The 20,723-nt window shown below is 68.0% G+C and carries 19 protein-coding genes; 4 read left to right on the forward strand and 15 right to left on the reverse strand.

Features of this window, described 5'->3' with window-relative positions; all coding sequences use genetic code 11:
• A partial coding sequence (locus AN233_RS17695; protein ID WP_218055073.1) for a hypothetical protein occupies positions 1-211 on the reverse strand: 211 nt, incomplete at its 3' end.
• 18 nt (positions 212-229) lie between these two features.
• Entirely contained in the window at positions 230-3,778 is a 3,549-nt protein-coding gene (locus AN233_RS07305; RefSeq protein ID WP_058366141.1) for a hypothetical protein, read from the reverse strand.
• 463 nt (positions 3,779-4,241) lie between these two features.
• On the opposite strand from AN233_RS07305, the gene AN233_RS07310 reads away from it, so the two are divergent.
• The 4 genes from AN233_RS07310 to AN233_RS07325 all read left to right on the forward strand — a co-directional run bounded on the left by AN233_RS07310 (position 4,242) and on the right by AN233_RS07325 (position 13,204).
• The gene (locus AN233_RS07310) at positions 4,242-6,302 is read left to right on the forward strand and encodes a hypothetical protein (RefSeq protein ID WP_058366142.1); all 2,061 of its coding nucleotides are present in this window, start codon (positions 4,242-4,244) and stop codon (positions 6,300-6,302) included.
• A 7-nt stretch (positions 6,303-6,309) separates the two neighbouring features.
• Positions 6,310-9,813 (forward strand): hypothetical protein, encoded by a 3,504-nt coding sequence (locus AN233_RS07315; RefSeq protein WP_058366143.1) that lies wholly within the window; start codon positions 6,310-6,312, stop codon positions 9,811-9,813.
• A gap of 48 nt (positions 9,814-9,861) precedes the next feature.
• On the forward strand, positions 9,862-11,319 hold the full coding sequence (locus tag AN233_RS07320; RefSeq protein ID WP_058366144.1) for a hypothetical protein: 1,458 nt from the start codon (positions 9,862-9,864) through the stop codon (positions 11,317-11,319).
• A gap of 73 nt (positions 11,320-11,392) precedes the next feature.
• Complete coding sequence (locus AN233_RS07325) at positions 11,393-13,204, forward strand: restriction endonuclease (protein ID WP_058366145.1); 1,812 nt, start codon at positions 11,393-11,395, stop codon at positions 13,202-13,204.
• Between the two features lie 53 nt (positions 13,205-13,257).
• Here the strand turns inward: AN233_RS07325 and secY are convergent, their stop codons facing one another.
• From secY to rplX, 13 genes are read right to left on the reverse strand one after another with little or no spacing between them, the layout of a single operon-like run.
• Positions 13,258-14,727, reverse strand: a complete 1,470-nt coding sequence (secY, locus tag AN233_RS07330) for a preprotein translocase subunit SecY (protein ID WP_058366146.1) — start codon at positions 14,725-14,727, stop codon at positions 13,258-13,260.
• Positions 14,728-14,730: 3 nt separating this feature from the next.
• The gene (locus tag AN233_RS07335; protein WP_058366147.1) at positions 14,731-15,222 is read right to left on the reverse strand and encodes an uL15m family ribosomal protein; all 492 of its coding nucleotides are present in this window, start codon (positions 15,220-15,222) and stop codon (positions 14,731-14,733) included.
• Positions 15,219-15,683: a 50S ribosomal protein L30 gene (locus AN233_RS07340; RefSeq protein ID WP_058366148.1), complete on the reverse strand. Its 465-nt coding sequence runs from the start codon at positions 15,681-15,683 to the stop codon at positions 15,219-15,221. The genes AN233_RS07335 and AN233_RS07340 overlap by 4 nt, the downstream gene beginning before the upstream one ends.
• Complete coding sequence (locus tag AN233_RS07345) at positions 15,683-16,330, reverse strand: 30S ribosomal protein S5 (protein WP_058366149.1); 648 nt, start codon at positions 16,328-16,330, stop codon at positions 15,683-15,685. The genes AN233_RS07340 and AN233_RS07345 overlap by 1 nt, the downstream gene beginning before the upstream one ends.
• Positions 16,323-16,880: a 50S ribosomal protein L18 gene (locus AN233_RS07350; protein ID WP_058366150.1), complete on the reverse strand. Its 558-nt coding sequence runs from the start codon at positions 16,878-16,880 to the stop codon at positions 16,323-16,325. The genes AN233_RS07345 and AN233_RS07350 overlap by 8 nt, the downstream gene beginning before the upstream one ends.
• Positions 16,880-17,341: a 50S ribosomal protein L19e gene (locus AN233_RS07355; RefSeq protein WP_058366151.1), complete on the reverse strand. Its 462-nt coding sequence runs from the start codon at positions 17,339-17,341 to the stop codon at positions 16,880-16,882. The genes AN233_RS07350 and AN233_RS07355 overlap by 1 nt, the downstream gene beginning before the upstream one ends.
• Positions 17,338-18,042 carry a 50S ribosomal protein L32e gene (locus AN233_RS07360; RefSeq protein ID WP_058366152.1) on the reverse strand — a complete coding sequence of 235 codons (705 nt, stop codon included), beginning with the start codon at positions 18,040-18,042 and terminating at the stop codon, positions 17,338-17,340. Before AN233_RS07360 ends, AN233_RS07355 begins: the two co-directional genes overlap by 4 nt.
• Complete coding sequence (locus AN233_RS07365) at positions 18,043-18,579, reverse strand: 50S ribosomal protein L6 (protein WP_058366153.1); 537 nt, start codon at positions 18,577-18,579, stop codon at positions 18,043-18,045.
• A 2-nt stretch (positions 18,580-18,581) separates the two neighbouring features.
• Entirely contained in the window at positions 18,582-18,974 is a 393-nt protein-coding gene (locus AN233_RS07370; protein ID WP_058366154.1) for a 30S ribosomal protein S8, read from the reverse strand.
• A 2-nt stretch (positions 18,975-18,976) separates the two neighbouring features.
• On the reverse strand, positions 18,977-19,156 hold the full coding sequence (locus AN233_RS07375) for a 30S ribosomal protein S14 (protein ID WP_058366155.1): 180 nt from the start codon (positions 19,154-19,156) through the stop codon (positions 18,977-18,979).
• Entirely contained in the window at positions 19,153-19,665 is a 513-nt protein-coding gene (locus AN233_RS07380) for a 50S ribosomal protein L5 (protein ID WP_058366156.1), read from the reverse strand. The genes AN233_RS07375 and AN233_RS07380 overlap by 4 nt, the downstream gene beginning before the upstream one ends.
• Positions 19,662-20,369, reverse strand: a complete 708-nt coding sequence (locus AN233_RS07385) for a 30S ribosomal protein S4e (protein ID WP_058366157.1) — start codon at positions 20,367-20,369, stop codon at positions 19,662-19,664. Before AN233_RS07385 ends, AN233_RS07380 begins: the two co-directional genes overlap by 4 nt.
• Positions 20,366-20,722 (reverse strand): 50S ribosomal protein L24, encoded by a 357-nt coding sequence (gene rplX, locus AN233_RS07390; RefSeq protein WP_058366158.1) that lies wholly within the window; start codon positions 20,720-20,722, stop codon positions 20,366-20,368. The genes AN233_RS07385 and rplX overlap by 4 nt, the downstream gene beginning before the upstream one ends.
• Between the last annotated feature and the right edge of the window lies 1 nt (position 20,723).

The raw sequence follows: 20,723 nt of genomic DNA on the forward strand, positions 1-20,723 counted from the left end.
GCCATCCGGCGAGCAGACCACAGACCAGGAGCACCGGCACGTCGAGGTTGCCGCCGAACGGTCCCCCCAGCACCGACGTGAGCCCGTAGATGAGCCCCTCGTCGGTCCAGACGCGGTCCGCAGCCGTCACTATCGGTCGCGTGGACAGGGCGAGCAGGACGAACGACCCGACGACGGCGGCTAGCTCGAAGGCGTCCTTTGACTGAGACATGGTGGCGGAACGCTCGCCTCAGTCGTCGGCCTCGGTCGCCGTCTGAGTGATGTCGATGCTGCTCTCGTAGGTCCCCGTCGTCAACATGTCGAGGAAGATATCCCGCGGGTCGACGCCGTCGTCGGACTGGTCCGCGATCATCACCTCGGACATGAACTCCTGGTCCACGTTACGGACCGTGTCGCGGGCGACGAAGGCGCCGAAGTCGGCGCCCTCGTGCGGCTCGCCGTCCGCGGTGGCCCACTCGTGCATCGTGCTCCAGCGGTCCCACATCCCGCCGACGCCGATCGTGTGGTGTGCGGGGATGAAGCCGCCGCTCGCGCTCTCCTCGTAGAGGTCCTTGTAGCCGTTCCCCTTGGTGACCAGCTTGAGGTTGTCCAGGAACAGCCCGCCGATGAACGTCACCATCGTGATCTCGTCGCGGTCGCCGGCGCTGTGGCGACCCACGTTGTACATGTCGTTGTTCACGATCTCGACCTCGTTCTCGAAGGCCTCCCTAACCGCCGTGTACTGCTCGGTCATCGTATCCTCCTCCTCGTAGGCACGGGAGAGGTAGACGGGGTTGACCCGGATGTTCCCGAAGTTGGGCTCGACCTCCTGTCCCTTCGCGGTCGGGCTGAGGTCGTTGATCGGGGCGCGGCCGTCGTCCCCGTTCAGGAGGCTGCGGACCGAGTTGACGAGCTCCCGAACGATCCGGTCCTCGTTCGCTTCGAGAATGTCGGATTCCGCGATGTCGTGGGCCCCCGCGACGTGTTCCTGCTTGGCCTCGTCGTGGAACACGTACGGATGGTCGTTGCCGTCGGACCGGCCGACGCTTCCCTCGAGTTCGACCTCGTAGTGACCGCGGTAGTTGCGGGCGAAGTCGCGACCGTACGTCTCGCGACCCTGGTCGTACTCGTGGGCCTTGGGAAGCTCCACGTCGCTGAGCTCGACGCTGCCACGCGAGAGACCGCGGAGAAGCTCGAACCGCTGGATGAGGCCGGGCGCCTCGTCGTTCTCGCCGGTGAGCTTCGCCAGCTGGTCGCCGGACTTCGCGTGCTCTTTCGCGATCGGACCGAGGTACGCCTCCACGAGCGTGCGCGTCGTCGCCGTCTCGAAGTCGTCCGAGACGGAGCTCGGGTCCTGCGTATCGACCGCGTCCAGCGAGAGGACGCCCTTGAGCAGCGTGCCGGGGTCCTCGGCGTCGGTGTTGCGCAGCGCCTTCGAGACGGTGGTCTTGGTGTCGGCCGCGTCGAGCCCCTGCGGGAGGGAGATGGTCTTCGACTCCGCACCGCGACCGTCCGTCGTGTAGGTGAGGCTGTGAGAGACGAACTCCCCGCCCTCGCTGAACGCCGACTCGAACGCATCGACGAGCGAGTCGATCAGCTCGTCGCGTTTCGTCTCGATCTCGGACTCGCGCCGGAGGCGGTCGCTCGTGAACCGACAGCTGAACGTCTCCTCGACGGACGGGTCGGGGCTGTTCGGGTTGATCTCGAACCAGCCGGTCTCGCGGGCGGAGGTGACGTTCGTCTCGAACTCGTCCGAGCGGTCGTCGCCGCGACCGATGCCGAGGAAACCGGTCCCGTGGTTCAGCTTGTGCTTCTTCGCGGACTTGACGAAGCCGAAGCCGCGCTTGATCTCCGCGACGTCGATCTCGCCGACGCCGATCTCGTCGAGCTTGTCGTTGAGCGGGGCGACGCCCTCGATCTCCATCCCGTCGAGCGGGCCGATCCCGTCGAGCGTCACCGCGTCGACGCCGTCCTCCGTGGAGGCGCTCTCGACCTTCTCGACCGCGTTCTCGACCTCGTCGACGAGGTCGTCGATCGCCTCGACGACGCTCTCCTCGTGTTCGTTGATCGCCGCGAGGGCCTTCGCGTCGTCGTAGGCGGTCTCGTTCCACTCGTTGGCCCGCTTCGTGAGGTCGCCCGCCACGGTCTCGTGGAACTCGGACAGCTCGCCGACGGTGGTCCGGAGCGACTCGCGCTGGCTCCGCCAGCCGTCGATCATGCTCTCGAGGCTCGGGTCCTGGAACCGGTCCATCAGCAGCTCCGTGTCCGGGTCCATGATGACCTCGCGGATCGCCGTCCTGACGACCTCGGCCTCGCCCTTGTCGAGGTCAGTGTGTTCGGGCGTGATCGCCGACGCCGCCCGCCAGATCCGCGCCCGCGTCTCGATGTTCGTCAGCTCCGCCTTGAGGATCTCGACGAGGTCGTACCGGAGTTCGTCGTCCGGGCTGATCTCGGTGAACTCGGGCGTGTTCTCCAGCCGGTCGCGAATGATCCCCGGCACGTCGTTGACGAAGTCGACCGCCTCCGCCATCGGGTCGACGCTCTCGCCGTCGTCGTCGGCGTCCCCGTCCGCGTCCGGCGGCCGCACCATCGGGGCCGTGTCGATCGTCTCCTTGATCTCGTCGACGAGGTCGCCCAGGTCGGCCAGCTCGAGCGCCTCCTGTTCGAGCAGGGTGCCGCGGATGTCGTCCTCGATCCGACTGCGGAGCTGATAGGCGGCGTCGCGACCCCACTCCGTGTCGAGGCTCCCGAGACCGCCGCCGCGGAACTCCGCGCCGGCCGAGTCGGGGAACATCTCCTCGAGGTACTGCTCGATCACCTCGTAGAGGTCCGCCTCGTTCTCGAGTTCGGACTCCTTCGCGTCGAGCATCTCTCCGACCGCGTTCTCCGCCGCCTCCCGCATCTCGAGGTCGTACTTGATCGTGTACGGGGCCGCGAGCGTGAACGGCGTGTACCGCGGCGGGTTGGTCGCGATGCCGGTCGTCGGCGTGATGTAGGTGGTGAAGTTGCCGCTCCGGACCCCGTTCTGATGGGCGAGGATCGAGCGGACGACCCCCATCTCGAAGTCGTGGTTGTTGTCCTCGAGCTCCTCGAGGTGGGGAATGAGCGTGATCGTCTCGAAGGGGCCCTCGCCGGTGAGGTGGGCGTACTCCAGCTCCGAGAGCGCGGCGTGCGCGTTGGTCTTCTCGAGGCCGCCCGCCCCGTCGTGGGGGAGCACGCCGAAGAGGTGGACCTGTTTGTCTCCCTCCTGCAGTTCGCTGGCGAGGTCGAGCGCCATGCCGGAGCCGGTTCCGCCGCCGAGCGCGGCGACAATGTAGACCTGCTCCTCGCCGTTGCCGCCGGGCACCACGCTGTTGTCGGTGTACTCGGCGACGTGGAACAGCAGCTTGCTCACGGAGCGGCGGCGGAGCACGCCGCCGGAGAAGCCCTGATCGTTCACCTTCGAGAGCGGCTCGCGTCCCTGCTCGAGCCACCAGCTGGTGAGCCCCTGGTCCTCACAGAGGTTCCGCACCGCCGGCGGCGCCGTGAGCGACTCGGCGAGCCAGGTGTCCGGGACCATCTCGCTTATCAGGTGCGGCCCGTCGAACTCGACGAAGCCGTCATGGGGCAGGTAGTCGGTCCCCTTGTAGGCGTTCTCGACCTTCTCCTCGACGACCGAGGACCGGTCCGCGTGGAACTTGTCGTCGGTCGCGGAGTCGATGACCGTCGCCCGCAACGTCGCCGGTTCCGGCTCGTTGTACTCGTCGGTCTTCATCACCTCGTCGAGGATCCAGTCCTGCTGCATGAAGCGATAGACCACCCGACTCCCCCCACCACCGATCCCGATCAATCTGTCAGGAGTACTGCACCGTGGCATAACAGATGCCATGTTTCTCATCACATATAAAACCCGATTAGAACGGGGATACTGCCACTGAATCCGGGAGCGCGGACGGTGAGTGCGTCGGCGGACGGACGCGAACAGTCCACTCACGGATTGCGGGAAGGCACGGCCTACCGCCGATGTCGCCGCCGATCCTGTTCGGGCCGGGCGAGGTCCTCGACGAGGCACGTATCAGATATGCGACCTTCATAACCCTTTTGTCAGTTCACAGATTTACGCAGACTATACACATGTTAGGGACACGACCGTCCGCCGGGGCGGAAGCAGCCGATCGTGCTGCTTCGGAACGCGCCGGAGGCGTGGGGCTGTCGGTGTGGGGACGCCCGCGAAGTGACGGTGTTTCGGTGTGCGGACCGCATCGAAGCGCCGGAGGAGAGACATGAACCCGCAGGAGCGTCGCGACTTCGCCTGGTACCTCGGCGGTATCTTGCTGACGACGCCCGTTCTCGCCCACCTGTTCTACAACATGTGGCTGGGCGGGGGATACCTGCTGGCGCGGTACCTGACGATCGTCCCGTTCGTTCCCGACGGCGTGACCGGCGTCGAGGCGCTGCTCTCGTTCGGCTTCGGGGTCTACCTCGGCCTGTTGGCCCTCTACTCGAACGATTACCGAAAGCGGTACCAGGGGCTCCTGCTGCTGTCGGGACTCGTGGTGCTCGTCGGGGGACTGACGATCGGCGGCCTCGGGCTCGGAGTCACGCCGCTGAACGCGGCCGCGCTGGCGGCCGGGGTGCTTCTGGGCGTCGTGGTCGAGGCCGCCCGCTCCGACGCGCTCGGTCTCGAGGGGGAGCTCCGGCTGGTGAACTTCGAAAAGAGCTCGGTCGGCAACGCGGTCCGCGATGACGACGAGGCCGCGCAGTTCCGCGTCGCCTCGCTCGCGCTCGTCGCCGTCACGGTCCTCGCGGTGGTCGTCGGCAACGGGCTGTACCTCGTCGTCAGCCCGCCGGGCCTGGAGACGTACTCCTTCTCGGCGGCGTACGTCGTCGCGTCGCTGGTCTTCTTCTACTTCCTCCACGGGTTCATCACACTCGACCCGACCGGGGAGAGCGAGGGCGCCGACCCGAACACGACCTCCTTCGAGGTCATGGGTCCCAAGCAGTCGGGGAAGACCTACTTCGCGCTCGCGCTGTTCCTCGAGGTGCTGAACAACGAGGACAAGTACGACCTCGAGGGACGGAGCAAGGGAATCCGATCGCTGGTCAACGAGTACAACAACGCCGGCGAGGACCTCCGGTGGGACATCGCGAACACGCTCCCCGACGAGGCGGTCCCGCTCCGCTTCGAGTTCATCGCGCGGTCGCGGCTGAACCCCTCGCGGATCGAGGTGAACATGCTCGACCACCCCGGCGAGATCCTCCCCGACGTGAGCGAGAACCTCTCCGGCGAGCGCACGGTCACCGACGGCGGGTCGCCGGACGAGGACGAAGAGGAATCGGACGAGGTCACGGTGCCGCTTCCGGAGAATGCGACCGGCGACGATGACGAGATCCAGGCCAACAAGGTGCTCGACCGTCGGTTCAGTCGGGACGAGACGGACGCCGACGAGGAGGGGCCGGGCACCGAGGGAGAAACGGACGCCGAAGCGGACGAGACGGCACGCGACGAAGGCGATCGAAGCGCGTCGGACGACGGTGCCACGAGCGACGTGGACACGGTCGAGGCGGACGCCTCGGCGACCAACGGAGATGCGGAGGCGACGACCGTGGAGGACACCGGGTCGTCCGTCGACGCCGATACTTCGACGGTCGACTCCGATACATCGACCGTCGACCCCGACGCCTCGACGGTCGATCCGGACGAGGAACCGGACGCGAGCGCCGAGGAGCCGTCCGGCGACGCGTCGGAGGCCGCGTCGACCGCTGCGGACGCCGAAGGCGACGAGTCCGAGGACGGGGAGGCCGACGAGGCGGAAGCGACCGACGAGGACGCCGGTCCCACCGCGAGCGTGAACCGCGAGCCCGTCTCCGCACAGGACAAGGTGATAAAGCGGGTCGAGAACAACGTCAAGGAGTCGGACAAGCTCGTGTTCCTGCTCGACTCGGAGCGGTTCCACGGCCACGTGCCGCCCGGCGCGTCCTCGGCCAACATGCACGTCGAAGATTTCTCGGACATCGTCGAGAACGTCGACATCGACGACGTGGTGCTCGTCGCCTCGAAGGCGGACTTCTTCATCGAGGAGTGGCAGGAGGAGAAGGGCCATCAGGCACGGCCCGAGTCGAGCGCCAAGCGGTTCGAGAGCTTCCGCGAGTACGTCGCCGAGCAACTGTTGGGTGACCTCCAGGTCAAAGGGCTCGCGCGGATGGTCAACGCCTCGACGATCCACCCGGTCTACTTCATCACGGAGGAACGGGACGGGGAGCTCCAGCCCAAGCCGGACAAACAAGGGAACATCCAGCCGGTCGGCGTCGAGAACGTGCTCGAGTCGATCATCAGCTCCTGATCGACGCATGGGCACGCTCACCATCTACGGAACGCAGGGGAACCAGATCGAGCCGGAAGCGGAGACGGAGGTCCGCGCGGAGGGACGCCTCGCCGCCCACATCAACAACTCGGTCGACCTGTTCCTCGACCCGGCGTCGAACCGCGTCGTCGCCTACGTCCGCGCACGCGTCAGCGGCTCGCGACCGAACCACTACCACGCCGAGTACGTCGGCGAAGACGGGGAGAACCTCATCGCGGGGCTTCTCGACCGGCTTCGGGCGCTCGCGGACGACGACGACCCGACCGGCGACCACGAGTGGACGCTCCTTCGCGACCGCGACCGGTTCAACCTCGCGTGGTGGACCGTCGAGCTGCAGGATCCCTCGCTGGACGACCTCGGCGTCGACCTCCGAAAGCGGCTCGCGATCGACCAACTACTCGAGGAGGGGACGGACCTCGATTTCGGTGTGGCGGGCTACCGGGCGGCCGCGACGGCGCTGGGGTACTACGCCCGCCGGTCGGGGGAGACCCCCTCGATCGGCGTGAGCAGCGGGGGACGTATCGGCCCGGTCCAGTCGGTCGACCTCGTGTTGGCCCCGGGCGAGTACGAGGGGCTCACGCCGCTGACGGAGGGCACGGAGGCGGCGCTCCGGAGCAAACAGGACGACATCGAGGAGCTCGTCAGACAGGACTACGAGAGCCGAGCGCTCGACGCGGTCGAGAAGCTGTCGGCGACCGACGAGCTGAGCGCGTGGCAGCTCCATCAGGACCTGACGGCCCTCGAGACGTACCTCTCGTCGCTGTGGACCGACGACCCGCAGTCGGTCGAGGTCCGTTCCGACGCGGCCGAGCGCGTCGCCGAGACGGTGACCGGACTCCAACACGAGGGCCGGACGGGCGAGCTCCCCGACCCGCGAATGCTCGACGCCGAAGCCAAAGTGGGCGTTCGCGACCGCGTGCTCGAGCGGCTCGCCGAGGAGCGCGACCGCCTGGAGGACGAGCTCCCGGAGCGAGTGCGTGGAGAGTTCGACGCCGCGACCGACGACCTGACGAGCAACACGATCACGACCGTCACGCACTCGATCGAGGCGCTGCTCGACGTGTTCGACGGACATCGGGAGTCGGTTCCGGAGTCGTGCCCGAAGCCGGCACACCGGATCGTCGACCGGCTTCGGGAACTCGAGGCGAACACCGCGCTTCCGGCCCGGGAACGCGACGAGATCCGGAGCGAGGTGGAAGCGGAGCTCACGGAGACCCTCGAGGCGCTGAAAGAGCACAAGCGGTCGCAGTTCCTCGACCGGTTCGACCGCTGTCTGGAACAGGTCGAACTCGCGGACGTCCGCGACGACGACCTCGTGTCGTCGATCCGCCGGACCGTGGAGAGGGACGAGAGCGTCGACCGCGACTCGGACCTACTGACGCGCTTCGCCTCGGTCGTCGACGACGTGGAGTCGGCGGACGTGTTCACCGACGACGAGCGGCGCGACCTCCGGTCGGAGTTCCTCGGCCGGGTCGAGGACCGCGTCGCGCAGCTCAGGGCGAGCCGCGAGACCACGCTGAAAGAACAGCTGGAGGCGCAGCTCGACGAGATCGAACAGCGGAGCGGGAACGAGCCGATCGACGCGGTGTACGAGCGGCTCTGGACCGCGAAACAGCAGTGCACGCTCGACCCGAACCGCGAGATCGACGACCCGGCCGTCCGGAAGTTCGCGACCCTCGTCGCGCGGCTCAACCAGGACGAGGTCATCACCCAGAACCGGAAGTCGGAGATCCGCGCGGAGCTGGACGAGCGCATCGCATCGGAGCTGGACCGGATCGAGCGAGACAAGCGCGAGGCTGACGTCGAGCGCGTCGAGGACGAACTCGATCGCGTCGTTCCCGCGATGCGGACCGAGCTCGGGGAGCAGACCACCTTCGAGCGGCTCGAAGCGCTCCGTCAATACGTCAACGGCGACCGCGACCGCCTCGACGAGCGCCGCTTCGCCCCGATCGTCTCCGTCGTGGACGAGCTGGACGACGCCGAGAGCGGCGTCCTCGACGTGGAGGACATCCGCGAGGCTAGAGCCGAGATCCGGTCGCGCATCGAGGACCGGCAGGCGGAGATCCGGCGCGAGGAGAAGGACCGGCTCGCCTCGGACCTCGAGTCGGCGGTCGAGGAGCTGCTCGACCATTCCGGGATCTCCGCGCGAACGAGGCTGGAGATCCTCGACCGCATTCACTCCTTCTGGACCGAGAAGGGAGGGAACCACTCGACGAGCTGGCAAGCGGTGGCCGTCGAGGTCGATCAGCGACACGAGACGTCGGTCGCGTCGCTGTACGACCGGATCACCGACGACCTCGAGCAGGTTCGAAACCGTCGCAAGCGCACGATCCTCACGGACGAGCAGCGGCGGACGCTCAAGAACGAGCACTTCGAGTCCACGCTCGCGGACGCCATCGACCGGGCGAAAGCGGAGTACCGCGACGCCGTGGCCGAGCAGTTCGAGGGCGTGGTCATGGACGCCGTCGCGGGACTCAACAGGTACGAGTCGGACCTCGACCGGGTGCGGGAGGACCTCGAGACGCTCGAAGCGACGAAGGCCCTGCTGGAGGGCTCGACGCGTCGAGGCGGGTCGGCAGTGCCGGACCGTCTCCGCGAGTTCGTCGAGGAGTTCCGCACGGACGACCTGTTGCATCCCGACGAGGAGAAGCAGCTACGCGAGCAGCTGTTGGCGGTACTCAAGGAGCTGATCGAGGAACGCCGTGACCTCGAGACCGAGCTCCAGGAGGGGACGTTCCGCGACCTGCTCGAGGACTTCCAGGAGGAGGACCTCGACACGAGCGAGCGACTGGTGGCGCTGTTCCAGTTCGAGCGGCTCCTTCAGGAAACCGGCGAGACGGTCGAACAGGAGTACATCAGGAACCCGCAGGTGCTCAGAGAACGGCGGGAGAGCCTCGCCGAGGAGACGCGGTTGGACCTCGTCGAGGAGGTCGCCGGGATCCGAGCCGAGATCGCCGACGAGTACGCCGCCGTCGTGATCGACGACATCGGAACCTCGCTGGAGAACTACGTCGCCGACACCGGCGACAACGTGGACACGAACCAGGGGCTCGAGAGCTTCAACCAGTTCCTCTCGGGCTCGGAGTTCGATCCCCAGATCGCACAGCTCATCGCGGCGAAAGACCAGTTCGAACAGGCGCGGAGCCTACACGCGACCGGAGCGCTTCCGAACGGGGAGTACGAGGAGATCCAGGAGGCGCTTCACGAGAAGACGGAAGCGCTGAAGACGAACGCAAGCGCCTCCGGCGGGAGGCTGGGTGGCGTGTCGTCGAAGCTTTCGGCGGTCGTTCCGTCGGTCGGATTCCCCGACAGAAAGACGCTGGCCACGTTCGGAGCCGGCGTCGCCGTCGGCGTCGTCCTGACCGCGGCGGCGGTCGTGCTCACCGTCGGCCTCGCGGGCATCGGCCCCGTGCTCGCCCTCTCGGGGGCGGTCGTGGCGAGGCCGGTTCCCGAAGCGGTCGAAGCGCCCGGTGGGGACGCGTCAGAATAGGTCGACGCCGGAGAGCGGTCGAGCCGACACGAACTCCCGACTCAGACGATGACCTCGCACACCGCATTCACGCTCGGCGGCCGGACCTCGGCGGTCACCGTGACCGTGGGCGATCGGCCGGCGGCACTGCTGCCGGTCGGACAGAGCGTTATCCCCGCCGTCCCGGACCTCTTCTTGGCCGTGCTCGTGTTCACCCTGCTCCTCGGCCTCGCGGGTGCCGTCCTCTTCCTGTACACTCTGCGGTCTCGCGGCGACCACTCGGAGGAGTGGTCCAGACGGGACGCGGAGCAGGCCAAACAGCGGGCGGAGGAGGTTCTCGACCGTCTCGACGACCTCGTCGACGGCGATCCGGACCCCGAGAAGTGGGAGATCCCGCGACGGAAGCTGGAGGTCAGCGGCGAAGCGCTGGAGGCGGGCGAGTACACGAAAGCCCGCCAACACGCGCAGGGCGTGCTCCGGGCGGCGCAACGGAACGCGGAGAACGCCATCGAGACCGCGGCGATGGTCGTCGAGGATCCCGCCCCCGGGGCCGACCGGGAGCGAGCGACCGACAAGCTCGAGTCCGCGAGGAGCGCGCTCGAATCAGACCGGTACGCGGAAGCGTTCGTCCGGGCGCGCGAAGCCGACGAGGCCGCCGAGCCGGAGCTCAAGGAGCTGATCGAGACGGCACAGGCCGCCGCGGAGGCGGCCGCGTCCTCGGAGGTTGAGGCGAAGGAATCGCCCGCGGCCGCCGAACGGAGCGTGACGAAACGACGCGAGAGCCGGGACGCGTACGCCCGCGCGCTGGAGATCGCCGAGGCCCGCGACGAGGAGGAAATCGCCGAGCGACTCCGCGAGGAGATCGAGGACGCGGAGGACGCGCTTCGGGAGGCCGAGAAGCGTCGGGCCGTCGTGCGGATACGGGAGTCGACCGGGAGCGCGGCCGAGACCGCCGACCGCGGAAGCGCGCTCCGGGAGGACGGGGAGTACCGCGACGCCGAAGACGCGTTCGCGTCCGCGGCCAAGGAGTACGAACAAGCGCTGTCGGTGGCGCGCGAGCACGACCTCTCGTCGGCGATCGATCGGATCGAGACCGGTCTCGAGTGGACTCGCGGTCGGGAGACGACCGCGCGGCTGGACGCCGCGGAGGCCGCGATCGACGACGCGGCCGAGCGCGTGACCGAAGATCCCGAAGGGGTCAGCGAGGAGATGTCGGCGCTCATGGAGCGACTGGAGGAGGAAGCACACGCCGACGAACGGGACGAGCGCGTCGATGCGTTGCGGCGCGAGGCGGGCCGCGTCAGGCTGATCGCGAACACCGAACGCCTCGAGGGGTTGATCGAGGAGGCCGAGTCCAACATGACCGTCGACCGGATCGACACGGCGGTCGATAAGTACGAGTCGGCGCTGTCGGCCGCCGAGAAGGGGATCGACGTGGCCGACCGAAAGGGGTTCGACGACGAACAGGAGCGACTGGAACGGCTTGCGGGACTCTGCCGGGTGAGGCTCGATGACCTCCGGGAGTGACCGTCCCGCTGCGGGGCGACGCCCCGTCGCATCGGGGGGGTTTCCTCGAATCGCGCTGAGGCGGATCGAGCGGATGGACTGGCGGACGTTCGAACACGTGGTGGGCGACCTCTGGGAGGAGATGGGGTACACAACGGTCGTTCGACAAGGGAGCAACGACCGGAAGATCGACGTTATCGCCCGGAAGCGTGGTCCGGGCGGAAAGACGATCGCCATCCAAGTCAAACGCTACGACCCCCGCGCCGGCAACGACGTGACGCGGACCGAGGTACAGGAGTACTACGGCATTCATACGCAGATCGACGCCGACGAGTGCATGATCGTCACGAGCGGCGAGTTCGCCGCCGACGCCGAAGAGATCGCGGAGCGGCTCGGCGTGCGAACCGTCGACGGAGAGGAGTTCCTCCTGGCGATGGAGCGGCACGCGAGCCTCGATTTCTACGCCAAACACGCGGCCGCGCTCGGGATCGAGACCGGCGACGTGTGGGCGGAGGTCGCCGCCCGCAGCGAGCGGTCGACCGCGGGCCGGGTCCGAACCTACTGTCGCTCCATGCTCGGACGTGCCGAGGTGCTGGCAGGGCGCGCGAGCCGGGAGGTGGGAAACGCGAACGTCCGCTGGCGGGGCGTGAGCCGACGAGCACGGCTCCGCCTCCGCGGGTACGACCCCGCGATCTACGCCGAACGTAACGGGAACGGGCGGGACGGACCGGCCGATACCGACGGTTCCGGTGATACGTCCGCAGCGGCGCAGTCGGATCGCTCGTCGACCGCCGACCGCCTGCGTGAGGTCGGACGGCGGTTCCGCTACCGAGGGACGGATCGGATGCGTGCGCCGCCGGTCACCTGGTCGCCTGGCGGGCGGTCGCTGACCCCCTCGACCGGCGTCCGGCCCCGCCTCCGACGGTCGCAGTGGTTCAGCCGATCCCGCCAGACCGCCGCGTGTCTGATCGCGGCCGTCTGCTGTCTCCTCGTCAGCGCGGCCACGCTCGCCGGCGTCGATATCGTCGTCGGAGGGTACCCCGTAGAAGCGTTCCTCGTGGGCGGCGCTGCGGTCGGCGTCGTCGGCATCGTGGCACCGAGTCTCGTGCTGGCGCGAACGCCAGTCGAGGCCGCGCGAGCCGCCTACGCACCCCTCGCAGCCGTCCCCGTCGTCGCCTGGGTAATCGGCGGATATTCGAGCGTCGCGAGCTCGATCCACGCGCTCACCGCGCTCGTCGTGGCGGCGACCGCGGGATTCCTGATCCACACGCGGATCACGTCGGCGCGCGCGACAGACGACCCCTCGTTCAGCCTTGGCGGCGCCGAGCTGGAGTACCAAGCGATTCACAACCCGATCACGCTCGCCGGGCTCGCGGGCTGCGTACTCGTCTGGTCGGCCCTCGCGCTCGCGGCGCTCGACGCGGCCGGTCTCGTCGGCCTCGGGAGCGGACCGCAGCGCACCCTCGCAGCGGTCGGCCTCCTGATCGTGGTCGCCGCGTGTCTCGGGTACGTCTGGAACGGCGGCGTCGTCGGCATCACGGCCTCCGTCGTCGCTTTCGGGGGCGTGGTCACCCTCGCGTCGATGCGCGCGGCGGTGCCGCTCGCGACCGGGGTCGACGCCGGCGTCCTGTTCGGCGGCGTCCTGTCGCTGCTCGTCGCCGCGACGTTCCTCCTGTTCCACACCGAACACCGGACGGTCGCGCGCTGGCAGGTCCTCGTCGGCGGCCTCTCGGCCGGGTTCCTGCTCGAGGTGACCGACTACTGGCCCGTCCGCGTCGTCGCGCGGTCGTCCGAGACCGTCGGCGGCCGAGCGCTGATCGCCGCGACCGCGGTCGCGGCGACCGCGCTGTTCTGTGCGGTGCTGTGGCTGGAGCGACGGGCGATTCGCGAGACGCTCGGGCGGTGAAGCGATAAAAAACGAGGGGCCGCCGGACCGCGGACGCGTTCGCCGCGAGCGCGCTACTCGTTGCCGAACATCTGGCGCATCATCGGGTGCATCTCCATGAGCTGCTCCTCGGCGATCTCCTCGTACAGCTTGTACGTGATGGAGACCGCGAGCAGCAGGCCCGTACCGGAGACGCCGCCGACGGTGCCGAGCATGTTCGCCATGACCGCGAGCAGGCCCACGAGGGCGCCGCCGATGACGGTCACCTGCGGGATGTACCGCTCCATGACCTTCTCGACGACCTGCGGGTTGCGCCGGAAGCCGGGGATCTGCATCCCCGAGTTCTGGATCTGTTTCGCGGTCGCCTCCGGACCCATGTCCGTCGTCTCCACCCAGAAGATGGCGAAGATGGCGCCGCCGACGACCATCACCGTCAGGTCGATGGCGACGCGGACGGCGATCATCCACGGCTCCGCGGTCGTCTCACCGAGGAACCACATCCACTGGCCGGGCTGTTGGATCGGCGCGACGTAGTAGAAGAACCCCGAGATGGGGGTCCCCTGGTCGTTGTACGCGCCGAGCCACGTCGGCATCGCCGCCCACTGGGAGTTGAGGATCTGACCGAGGAACTGGACGTTCGCTTGCAGCGCGCGAACGAGGATCATCGGCAGGACGGACGCGTAGATGAGCTTCACCGGGAATCGACCCCGTGCGCCCTTCACGCGGGCGTGCGACAGTGGGATCTCCACGCGGACCGACTCCGCGTAGACGACGACACCGAAGATGAAGATCGTCGTGAACAGCGCCAGCAGACTCCCGGGCTCGAAGAGGAGGCTCTGGAGACCGTCCGCAGTGAACGGCGATCCGATCTCCTCGTTGCCGGTGATGATCGCGACCCAGCGGGCGAAAAAGCCCGACTGGCCGAGCGCCGAGAAGCTGAAGAAACCGCCGACGAGCTGCTGGCTCACCGCCGCGATGATGAACAGCCCAACGCCGGATCCGACGCCCCACTTGCTCACGATCTCGTCCATGAACAGGATGAGCACGCCGCCGACGAATATCTGGGCGAAGATCAGCACCTGGACGGCGAAGACGCTCACGCCGAGCGCGCTCGCGACCGACTGGTCAACCGGCAGGAAGCCGCCGGAGAACACCATCGGCGCGGCCGTCAGGCCCGTGACGATGAACACCAACAGCTTCTGGAGCCCCTGGTAGAGCACCTGGTCGCGCGGGTCGCTCGTGTCCAGCCCGAGCAGGTTGGCGCCGCCGAGCAGCTGCAGCACGATGGACGCCGTGACGATGGGTCCGATCCCCACCTGCAGCAGCGAGCCGGACTCCCCGGCCAGGATCGAGCGGAACTGGCCGAAGAAGTCGCTGCTCTGGCCCGCCGCCAGCCCGAACGGGTTGATGTTGGTGAGGAAGAAGTACACCATCAGGATCCCGGCGGTCCACAGCAGCTTCCGTTTGAACGGAACGTGGCCCTCGGGACGCCGGACTGTCGGCATCCGCGTGAGTACCGGTTCGGCGGCGTCCTTCCAGCTCATACGTTACGCCTCGTCGCTCTCGTCGTCTGAAGTGTCTTCCGCTTCGTCGGCGGTCTCCGCCCGCTCGGAGAGGACGGCGTCGCCGCCGGCCTCCTCGATGAGCTCGACCGCGCCCGCGGTGAACGCGTCGGCGGTGACGACCAGCTCGCTGCGGACCTGGCCGCCGCCGAGCACCTTCACCACGTCGGCCTCGTGGCCGTCCTCGACGACGTCGCGCGCGTCGATGACGTACGCGTCGCCGTCCTCCTCGGCGAGGCCGTCCGCGGCGTACAGCGCCGCGTCCTCGTCGAGCTTCTGGACCTTGACCTCGCGGACGTCCGCGCGGGCGTCCTCGGGTCGCTTGAAGCCGTGCTTGCCGAGCGGTCCGTAGTTGTGGAACTCGTGTTTGGCGCGTCCCGCCGCGCCGCGACCGCCACGGTGGCCGGCGCCGCGCCGGTTCTTGTGGGAGCCGCCGCCGTGCGTACGGGAGCCGCGCTGTCGTCGTTTCTTGCTCATCGCATGTCCTCCAGTAGCGCGTCGATCTCCTCGGTGGAGTGACGACCCAGCTCGCCGCCCTCGATGGTCGGGTGCTTGATGCCCTCGTGACCGCCACGGGGCGGGTGCAGACGGACGGTCGGGGAGAGGCCCTGCTCGCGCAGCGTCGTCTCCTCGTCGACCAACGCCTCGGCGAGCGCCTCCAAGTCGGCGTAGTCGGTGTTCTCGTCGATCCACTCGTCGTCGACGTCGGCGTCGCCCTCGAGGGGCTCGCCGCGTCGCGCGAGCGTGGCCGCGACCGCGTCGACGCTCGGCTCGCCGAACGCCACGAAGTCGTTGACCTTGGTGACCATGCCGCGGTAGGAGTCCGTCTCGGGGACGAACGTCGCGTGGTTGACGCGACCGATGTTGAGCATGTCGAGGGTGTCGACGACATCCTCGCTCATGTTCACGTCGCCGCGGATCTGAACGAGCGCCTGCATCACTCGCTCACCTCGTCGTAGTGGACCTCACGGGCGTGCTCCGGCGTGCGCGCCGCGGCCGCGTTCTCCAGCGCGTTGAACGTCGCCTTCGCGAGGTTGACCGTGGTGCGGGTGTTGCCGTCGGAGCTGGTCCAGGCGTCCTGCACGCCGGCCAGTTCGAGGATGTTGCGCACCGTCTCCGCGGCCGCCAGCCCGAGCCCCTGCGGGGCGGGCTTGACTTCGACGGTCACGGAGCCGGCCTTCCCCTCGGCCTTGCGGGTGAGGGAGTTGGTCCCGCCCGGCTGGTCCTCCCAGGACCCGGAGCCGCGGTCGACCTTGATGATGTTCAGTTTCGCCACGTCGATGGCCTTCTGGATGGCGCCACCGACCTGCTCGTCGCGGGCCTGCGCGTAGCCGAGGTAGCCGTCGCGGTTACCGACCGCGACGACGCAGCGGAACTTCACGCGGCGCCCGGAGTCGGTCATGCGCTGGACCATGTTGATGTCCAGCACCTCGTCTTCGAGCCCCGGCAGGAGCTGGTCGACGATCTCGGCCTCCTTCAGCGGGAGCCCCGAGTTCAGCGCCTGCTCCATCGACGAGATCTCTCCTTCCTGTACCTTGCGGCCGAGGCGCGTCCGCGGCTCCCAGCCGTCGTTGTTTCTACTCATAGTCCTCCTGGATGGTGGCGAGCACGTCGTCGAAGTGCTCGGGCAGTTCCGTGGCGTCGAAGTCCCCGCTGTAGAGCGGCTCGTCGAGCTGCTCGGCGTAATCGGCGATGTGCTCGCCGCGGTTACGCGACCAGTCCGCCAGCACGCTCTCGCTGTGGGGGATCTCGAGCCCCGCGTCGATCGCTCCTTCCTGCACCGCGAACACCTTTCCGCCGGGCGTCGCCGTGTTGAGACCGATGTCGAGGACCGCGTCCTCGAACCCGTCCGCCACGGCGCGCGCACCGAGCAGGTACCCCGTCAGGTACGCACTGGGGAGGTTGCCCGTGGGGGCGTCCCAGCCGTACTCGTCGAGGTCCTCGCTGGAGGCGCTCACGTGAATCTCGTCACCGTTCTGTCCGGGGGTGGCCAGCTGCGCCCTGACGTGAGCGTTGCTCACCCGGGCGACCAGGCGAGGCTTGCCCGATTTCAGCAGGCGCAACCTCTGATGGTAGTCCGTCCGGACCTCACGGCGCCGTCGCATCGGCACCTTGTATCGTGGTCCTGTCGCCATTAGTTCGTCACCTCGTATCCGTAGTTGTTCTCGATGTACGCCTCGAGACGGGCGACGTCGTCGAACTCGCCGCCGCCCGCCTTGTTGTACAGCGTACGGTACTCCGACGCGTCGAGGACGTCCTCGTCGTCGCGGAGCTCCTTCAGGCGCGCCCGCTGTGCGCGGATGCGCGCCTTCCAGTCGTCCTTGGTGTTCTGCCGCGCGCCGGACTTCCCCTTGCGGGAGCCGGCGCCCTTGCGGTGACCGTACGAGCGCTTCTCGGCGCGCTCGCGGGCCCGGCCGCGCGAGTTGGACTTGGCGTCCTTCGCGCGGATGGTTCCCTGGTCGATGAGTTCGCGGACGTCCTCGCGGGTGATGGCGTCCTCGATCTCCTCCTGTGCCTCGGGGTCGAGCCAGACGCGGTTCTCGCCGACATCGAGTTCGTCAGCCGCGAGCCGCTTCTGTGCGCTGAGGTCGCTCATTGCTCGTCAACCTCCACTTCGACGTAGGTCGGGTTGAGCACGCGAATTTCGCGCTCCTCGGCGATCTCCTCGATGCGCTCGCGCTTGCGAGCACCGACGGAGCCGCCGATGCGGACGGCCTGCGTGTCGCCGTCGACGCCCTCGAGGTCGTCCGTGTTCTCCACGCGGACCTCCTCGAAGCCGCTCGGGTGCAGGTCGCGGGCCGCCTTCGGCGAGCGGAAGCCCGCCTCGACGGTGTCGCCCTTGCCCTTCATCCCGCGGCGCTGCTTCGAGAGCGTGCCGCGGGGGCGTCGCCACGACGTGGGGACGCGCTTCTTCTTGTGGTAGTCCTGACGGTTGAACTGCGGCTTGCCCTCGCGGTGCTTCTGGGCGAGCGCGCGCGCAGTGTCGTCGTCGAGCTCCGGCGTCTTGTCCGCGTGACCGCGGGGCCGGAGCTCCGTTTCGGTTTCCTCCTCGGATTCGGCCTCGTCGGCCTCCTCCTCCGTCTCGTCTTCGATCTCGGCTTCGGTCTCCGTCTCGACTTCGAGGCCACCGACGTCGGCCTTGATACGCGCGGCGAGCGCGTTGCCGATGCCGTCGACCTCCGCGAGTTCGGACTGCGAGGCCGCCTTCACGTCCTCGACGGACTCGTAGCCCGCCTCGCGAAGCGCCTCGGCCTTCGAGGGACCGACGCCGCTGATGTCTTCGAGTTCGTCTGCCATTTAGGCTCCTCCTTTCTGGGGCTTCTCGACGATGTACACGCCGTCCTGGAAGACGCGCGTGTCCTTGTCGGTCACCTTCGTGAGCTGTTCGATGTCGGCGGCGGTCTGTCCCACGTCCTCCTTGCTCGGACCGGAGAGCGTGATCTCCTCGCCGTCGACCTGTACGTCGGTGTCTCCGCGGACCGGCGTGCGCCGGGCCGCCTTCTCGCCGAGGAAGTTCTCGATGACGACCTCGTCGCCCTCCACGTCGACCTGCATCGGGAAGTGGGCGTAGAAGACTTCCATCTTGTACTCCCATCCCTCGGTGACGCCGTGGATCATGTTGGCGACGTGGCTCTCGAACGTGCCGACCGTCGCGTTCGTCTTCGCGTCGTCGTTCTCGGACGCGATGACGACCGCGTCGTCCTCGACGGAAACGTCCACGTCGGGGTACCAGAGGCGGCGCGTGACGCTGCCGTTCGGCCCCTCGACGGTGAGGTCGAGGTGGTCGAGCTCGGCGGAGACGTCGTCCGGAATCGTGATTTCGACTCTGTTCATTGTTAGTAGACGTATGCGATCACTTGGCCACCGATGCCCTGTTCGCGGGCCTCGTAGTGGCTCATAACGCCGTGGCTCGTCGTGACGATGAGTGCCCCGTAGTCACGGGCGGGGAGGAACCGCTTCTCCCACTTCTCGAACTCGTCGGCACCCGCGGAGTAGCGGGGCTTGACGGCGCCACATTCGTTGATCGATCCTTTCAGTTCGACGTCGAAGACGCCGGCTCGGCCGTCGTCGACGAACTCGAAGCCGTCGACGTACCCGCGGTCGTAAAAGACCTCGAGGACCGAACCGATGACGTTCGACGCGGGCTCTACCGTATACGACAGATGGCCAACGCTCTCGGCGTTATCGAGTCCGGCGAGCGCGTTGGCGAGGGGGTCGTTGCCTGCCATGATTAGCTGTACTTCTTGAATCCCATCTCGCGGGCGACCTCGCGGAAGCACTGCCGGCAGAGGTTGATGTCGTACTTGCCGACGAGCCCCTGATTGCGGTCACAGCGCCGGCAGGAGTGCTGCTGGCCCGTGCGCTTCGCGGCGTGCTCGCCCGTCTGTTCGTTTGCGTCGCTCTCGCTCATGCGTCAACCTCCACGTCGAAGTTCTCCTCGAGGTACGCGGCCGCGTCCTCGGGCGTCATGCGGTGGCCGTCCGGGATCGACCGGGTCTCCACGTCACGCTTCGTGACGCGGTAGCCGGGCCGGACGATCGTCGCAGTCACGTCGAGCCCGTAGATACCGACGTTCGGGTCGTACTCCTGGCTCGGGAAGTCGGTGTGGTCCTCGACTCCGAAGCTGAGGTTGCCCGTCTCGTCGAACTGGTTCTCGGAGACCTCGACCAGATCGAGGGCGGTCGCGAGGAACTCCGCGGCCGCCTCGTCGCGCAGCGTCACCTTGGCGCCGATCGGGTCACCCTTGCGGATGCCGAACTCGCCGACGGTGCGCTTCGCGGTGGTGCGGACGGAGTCCTGTTCGGTGATCTCCTCGATGATGCGCTCGGCCTCGGCGAGCGGTTCCCCGCCCTGTCCGACGCCCATGTGCACGACGACCTTCTCGATGCGCGCCTCGCGCATGGCGTGGTCCGCGCTCATTCGTCATCACCCGTGAAGTTCTCGTCGATGACCACGACGTACTCCTCGACCGTCTCGAAGTCGCCGTCGTCCGCGGAAACGGTGACGGCGTTCGAGCCGGAGCCGAGGGTCACGTCGATCTCGTCGATCTCGCCGATACGGCCGGCGTGCTGACCGGAGACGGCGGTGACGAGCGCGCCCTCCTCGTAGGTGAAGTGGGCGACGATCTCCTTCGTCTCGTTGTCGACGACGATGGAGTCCTTCGTGTCGTACTCGCCGGCGTCCTCGGCGTCCACGCGCACGTTCGTGCCGTCGTGGAGCGTCAGCTGGACGTCGCCGCCGGGGACGGCCGTCTTGTTCGAAATGCGGCCGAGCCGGCTGCTCGCGGCGTCCTCGTCGACGGAGGTCAGCGCGAGCCGACCGCCCTCGTCGGGGAAGACGCGGTAATACTCCTCCCGCTCGGCGAACGCCAGGATGTCGAACATCCCGATGGGTCGCGCCTCGTCGGAGACCGCGTCGCCGTTGACCAGAACGGAATCCTGGTTCAGCGCGTAGCGGGCCTCCTTCCGGCTGTCGACGTACCCGAGCACGTCACGCAGCAGGATGAGCAGGGGAACGCCGGCCTCGCCGTGCGGTCCCGCGCCAGCCTTCACCGTGAAGGTCTCGGTCTTGCGTTCGACCGGCCAGGAGTTCGGTACTGCCAGTCGCTTCTGGTGGTTCGTCATTCGTTGTCCTCCTGGAGACGCGCCTCACGGCGGTCGTCCTCGAGGTCGAGCTCCGTCACGCGGACGTTGCTCGCCGGGAGCGGGCGCGGGGCTTCCTCACCGTCGGCCTTCTCGACGGTCACACCTTCGACGGTGATGACCGCGTCGGTCAGGTCGACGGCAAGCACCTCGGCCTCCTCGCCGGCGTCGTCGCCGCGGAGCACCTCGACGGTGTCGCCCGCGTTCACGCGGACGTTGCGCTGGCCGTACTCCTCGCGGAGCTCCTCCGAGAGGGTGGCACGGACCTGCTTTTGCCGCTCGTGGAGCGGCGCGTTCTCCGTCTGCTTTCGTTGTTTGCGTGGCTGTCGCGTCATG

The organism is Haloparvum sedimenti (genome assembly GCF_001462205.1).
Lineage (GTDB): Archaea > Halobacteriota > Halobacteria > Halobacteriales > Haloferacaceae > Haloparvum > Haloparvum sedimenti.

Bases quoted from the DNA above. Each gene is read 5' to 3' on its own strand.
- AN233_RS07310 (WP_058366142.1), top strand. From the start codon at position 4,242: ATGAACCCGCAGGAGCGTCGCGACTTCGCCTGGTACCTCGGCGGTATC.
- AN233_RS07315 (WP_058366143.1), top strand. From the start codon at position 6,310: ATGGGCACGCTCACCATCTACGGAACGCAGGGGAACCAGATCGAGCCG.
- AN233_RS07320 (WP_058366144.1), top strand. From the start codon at position 9,862: ATGACCTCGCACACCGCATTCACGCTCGGCGGCCGGACCTCGGCGGTC.
- AN233_RS07325 (WP_058366145.1), top strand. From the start codon at position 11,393: ATGGACTGGCGGACGTTCGAACACGTGGTGGGCGACCTCTGGGAGGAG.
- secY (WP_058366146.1), bottom strand. From the start codon at position 14,727: ATGAGCTGGAAGGACGCCGCCGAACCGGTACTCACGCGGATGCCGACA.
- AN233_RS07335 (WP_058366147.1), bottom strand. From the start codon at position 15,222: ATGAGCAAGAAACGACGACAGCGCGGCTCCCGTACGCACGGCGGCGGC.
- AN233_RS07340 (WP_058366148.1), bottom strand. From the start codon at position 15,683: ATGCAGGCGCTCGTTCAGATCCGCGGCGACGTGAACATGAGCGAGGAT.
- AN233_RS07345 (WP_058366149.1), bottom strand. From the start codon at position 16,330: ATGAGTAGAAACAACGACGGCTGGGAGCCGCGGACGCGCCTCGGCCGC.
- AN233_RS07350 (WP_058366150.1), bottom strand. From the start codon at position 16,880: ATGGCGACAGGACCACGATACAAGGTGCCGATGCGACGGCGCCGTGAG.
- AN233_RS07355 (WP_058366151.1), bottom strand. From the start codon at position 17,341: ATGAGCGACCTCAGCGCACAGAAGCGGCTCGCGGCTGACGAACTCGAT.
- AN233_RS07360 (WP_058366152.1), bottom strand. From the start codon at position 18,042: ATGGCAGACGAACTCGAAGACATCAGCGGCGTCGGTCCCTCGAAGGCC.
- AN233_RS07365 (WP_058366153.1), bottom strand. From the start codon at position 18,579: ATGAACAGAGTCGAAATCACGATTCCGGACGACGTCTCCGCCGAGCTC.
- AN233_RS07370 (WP_058366154.1), bottom strand. From the start codon at position 18,974: ATGGCAGGCAACGACCCCCTCGCCAACGCGCTCGCCGGACTCGATAAC.
- AN233_RS07375 (WP_058366155.1), bottom strand. From the start codon at position 19,156: ATGAGCGAGAGCGACGCAAACGAACAGACGGGCGAGCACGCCGCGAAG.
- AN233_RS07380 (WP_058366156.1), bottom strand. From the start codon at position 19,665: ATGAGCGCGGACCACGCCATGCGCGAGGCGCGCATCGAGAAGGTCGTC.
- AN233_RS07385 (WP_058366157.1), bottom strand. From the start codon at position 20,369: ATGACGAACCACCAGAAGCGACTGGCAGTACCGAACTCCTGGCCGGTC.
- rplX (WP_058366158.1), bottom strand. From the start codon at position 20,722: ATGACGCGACAGCCACGCAAACAACGAAAGCAGACGGAGAACGCGCCG.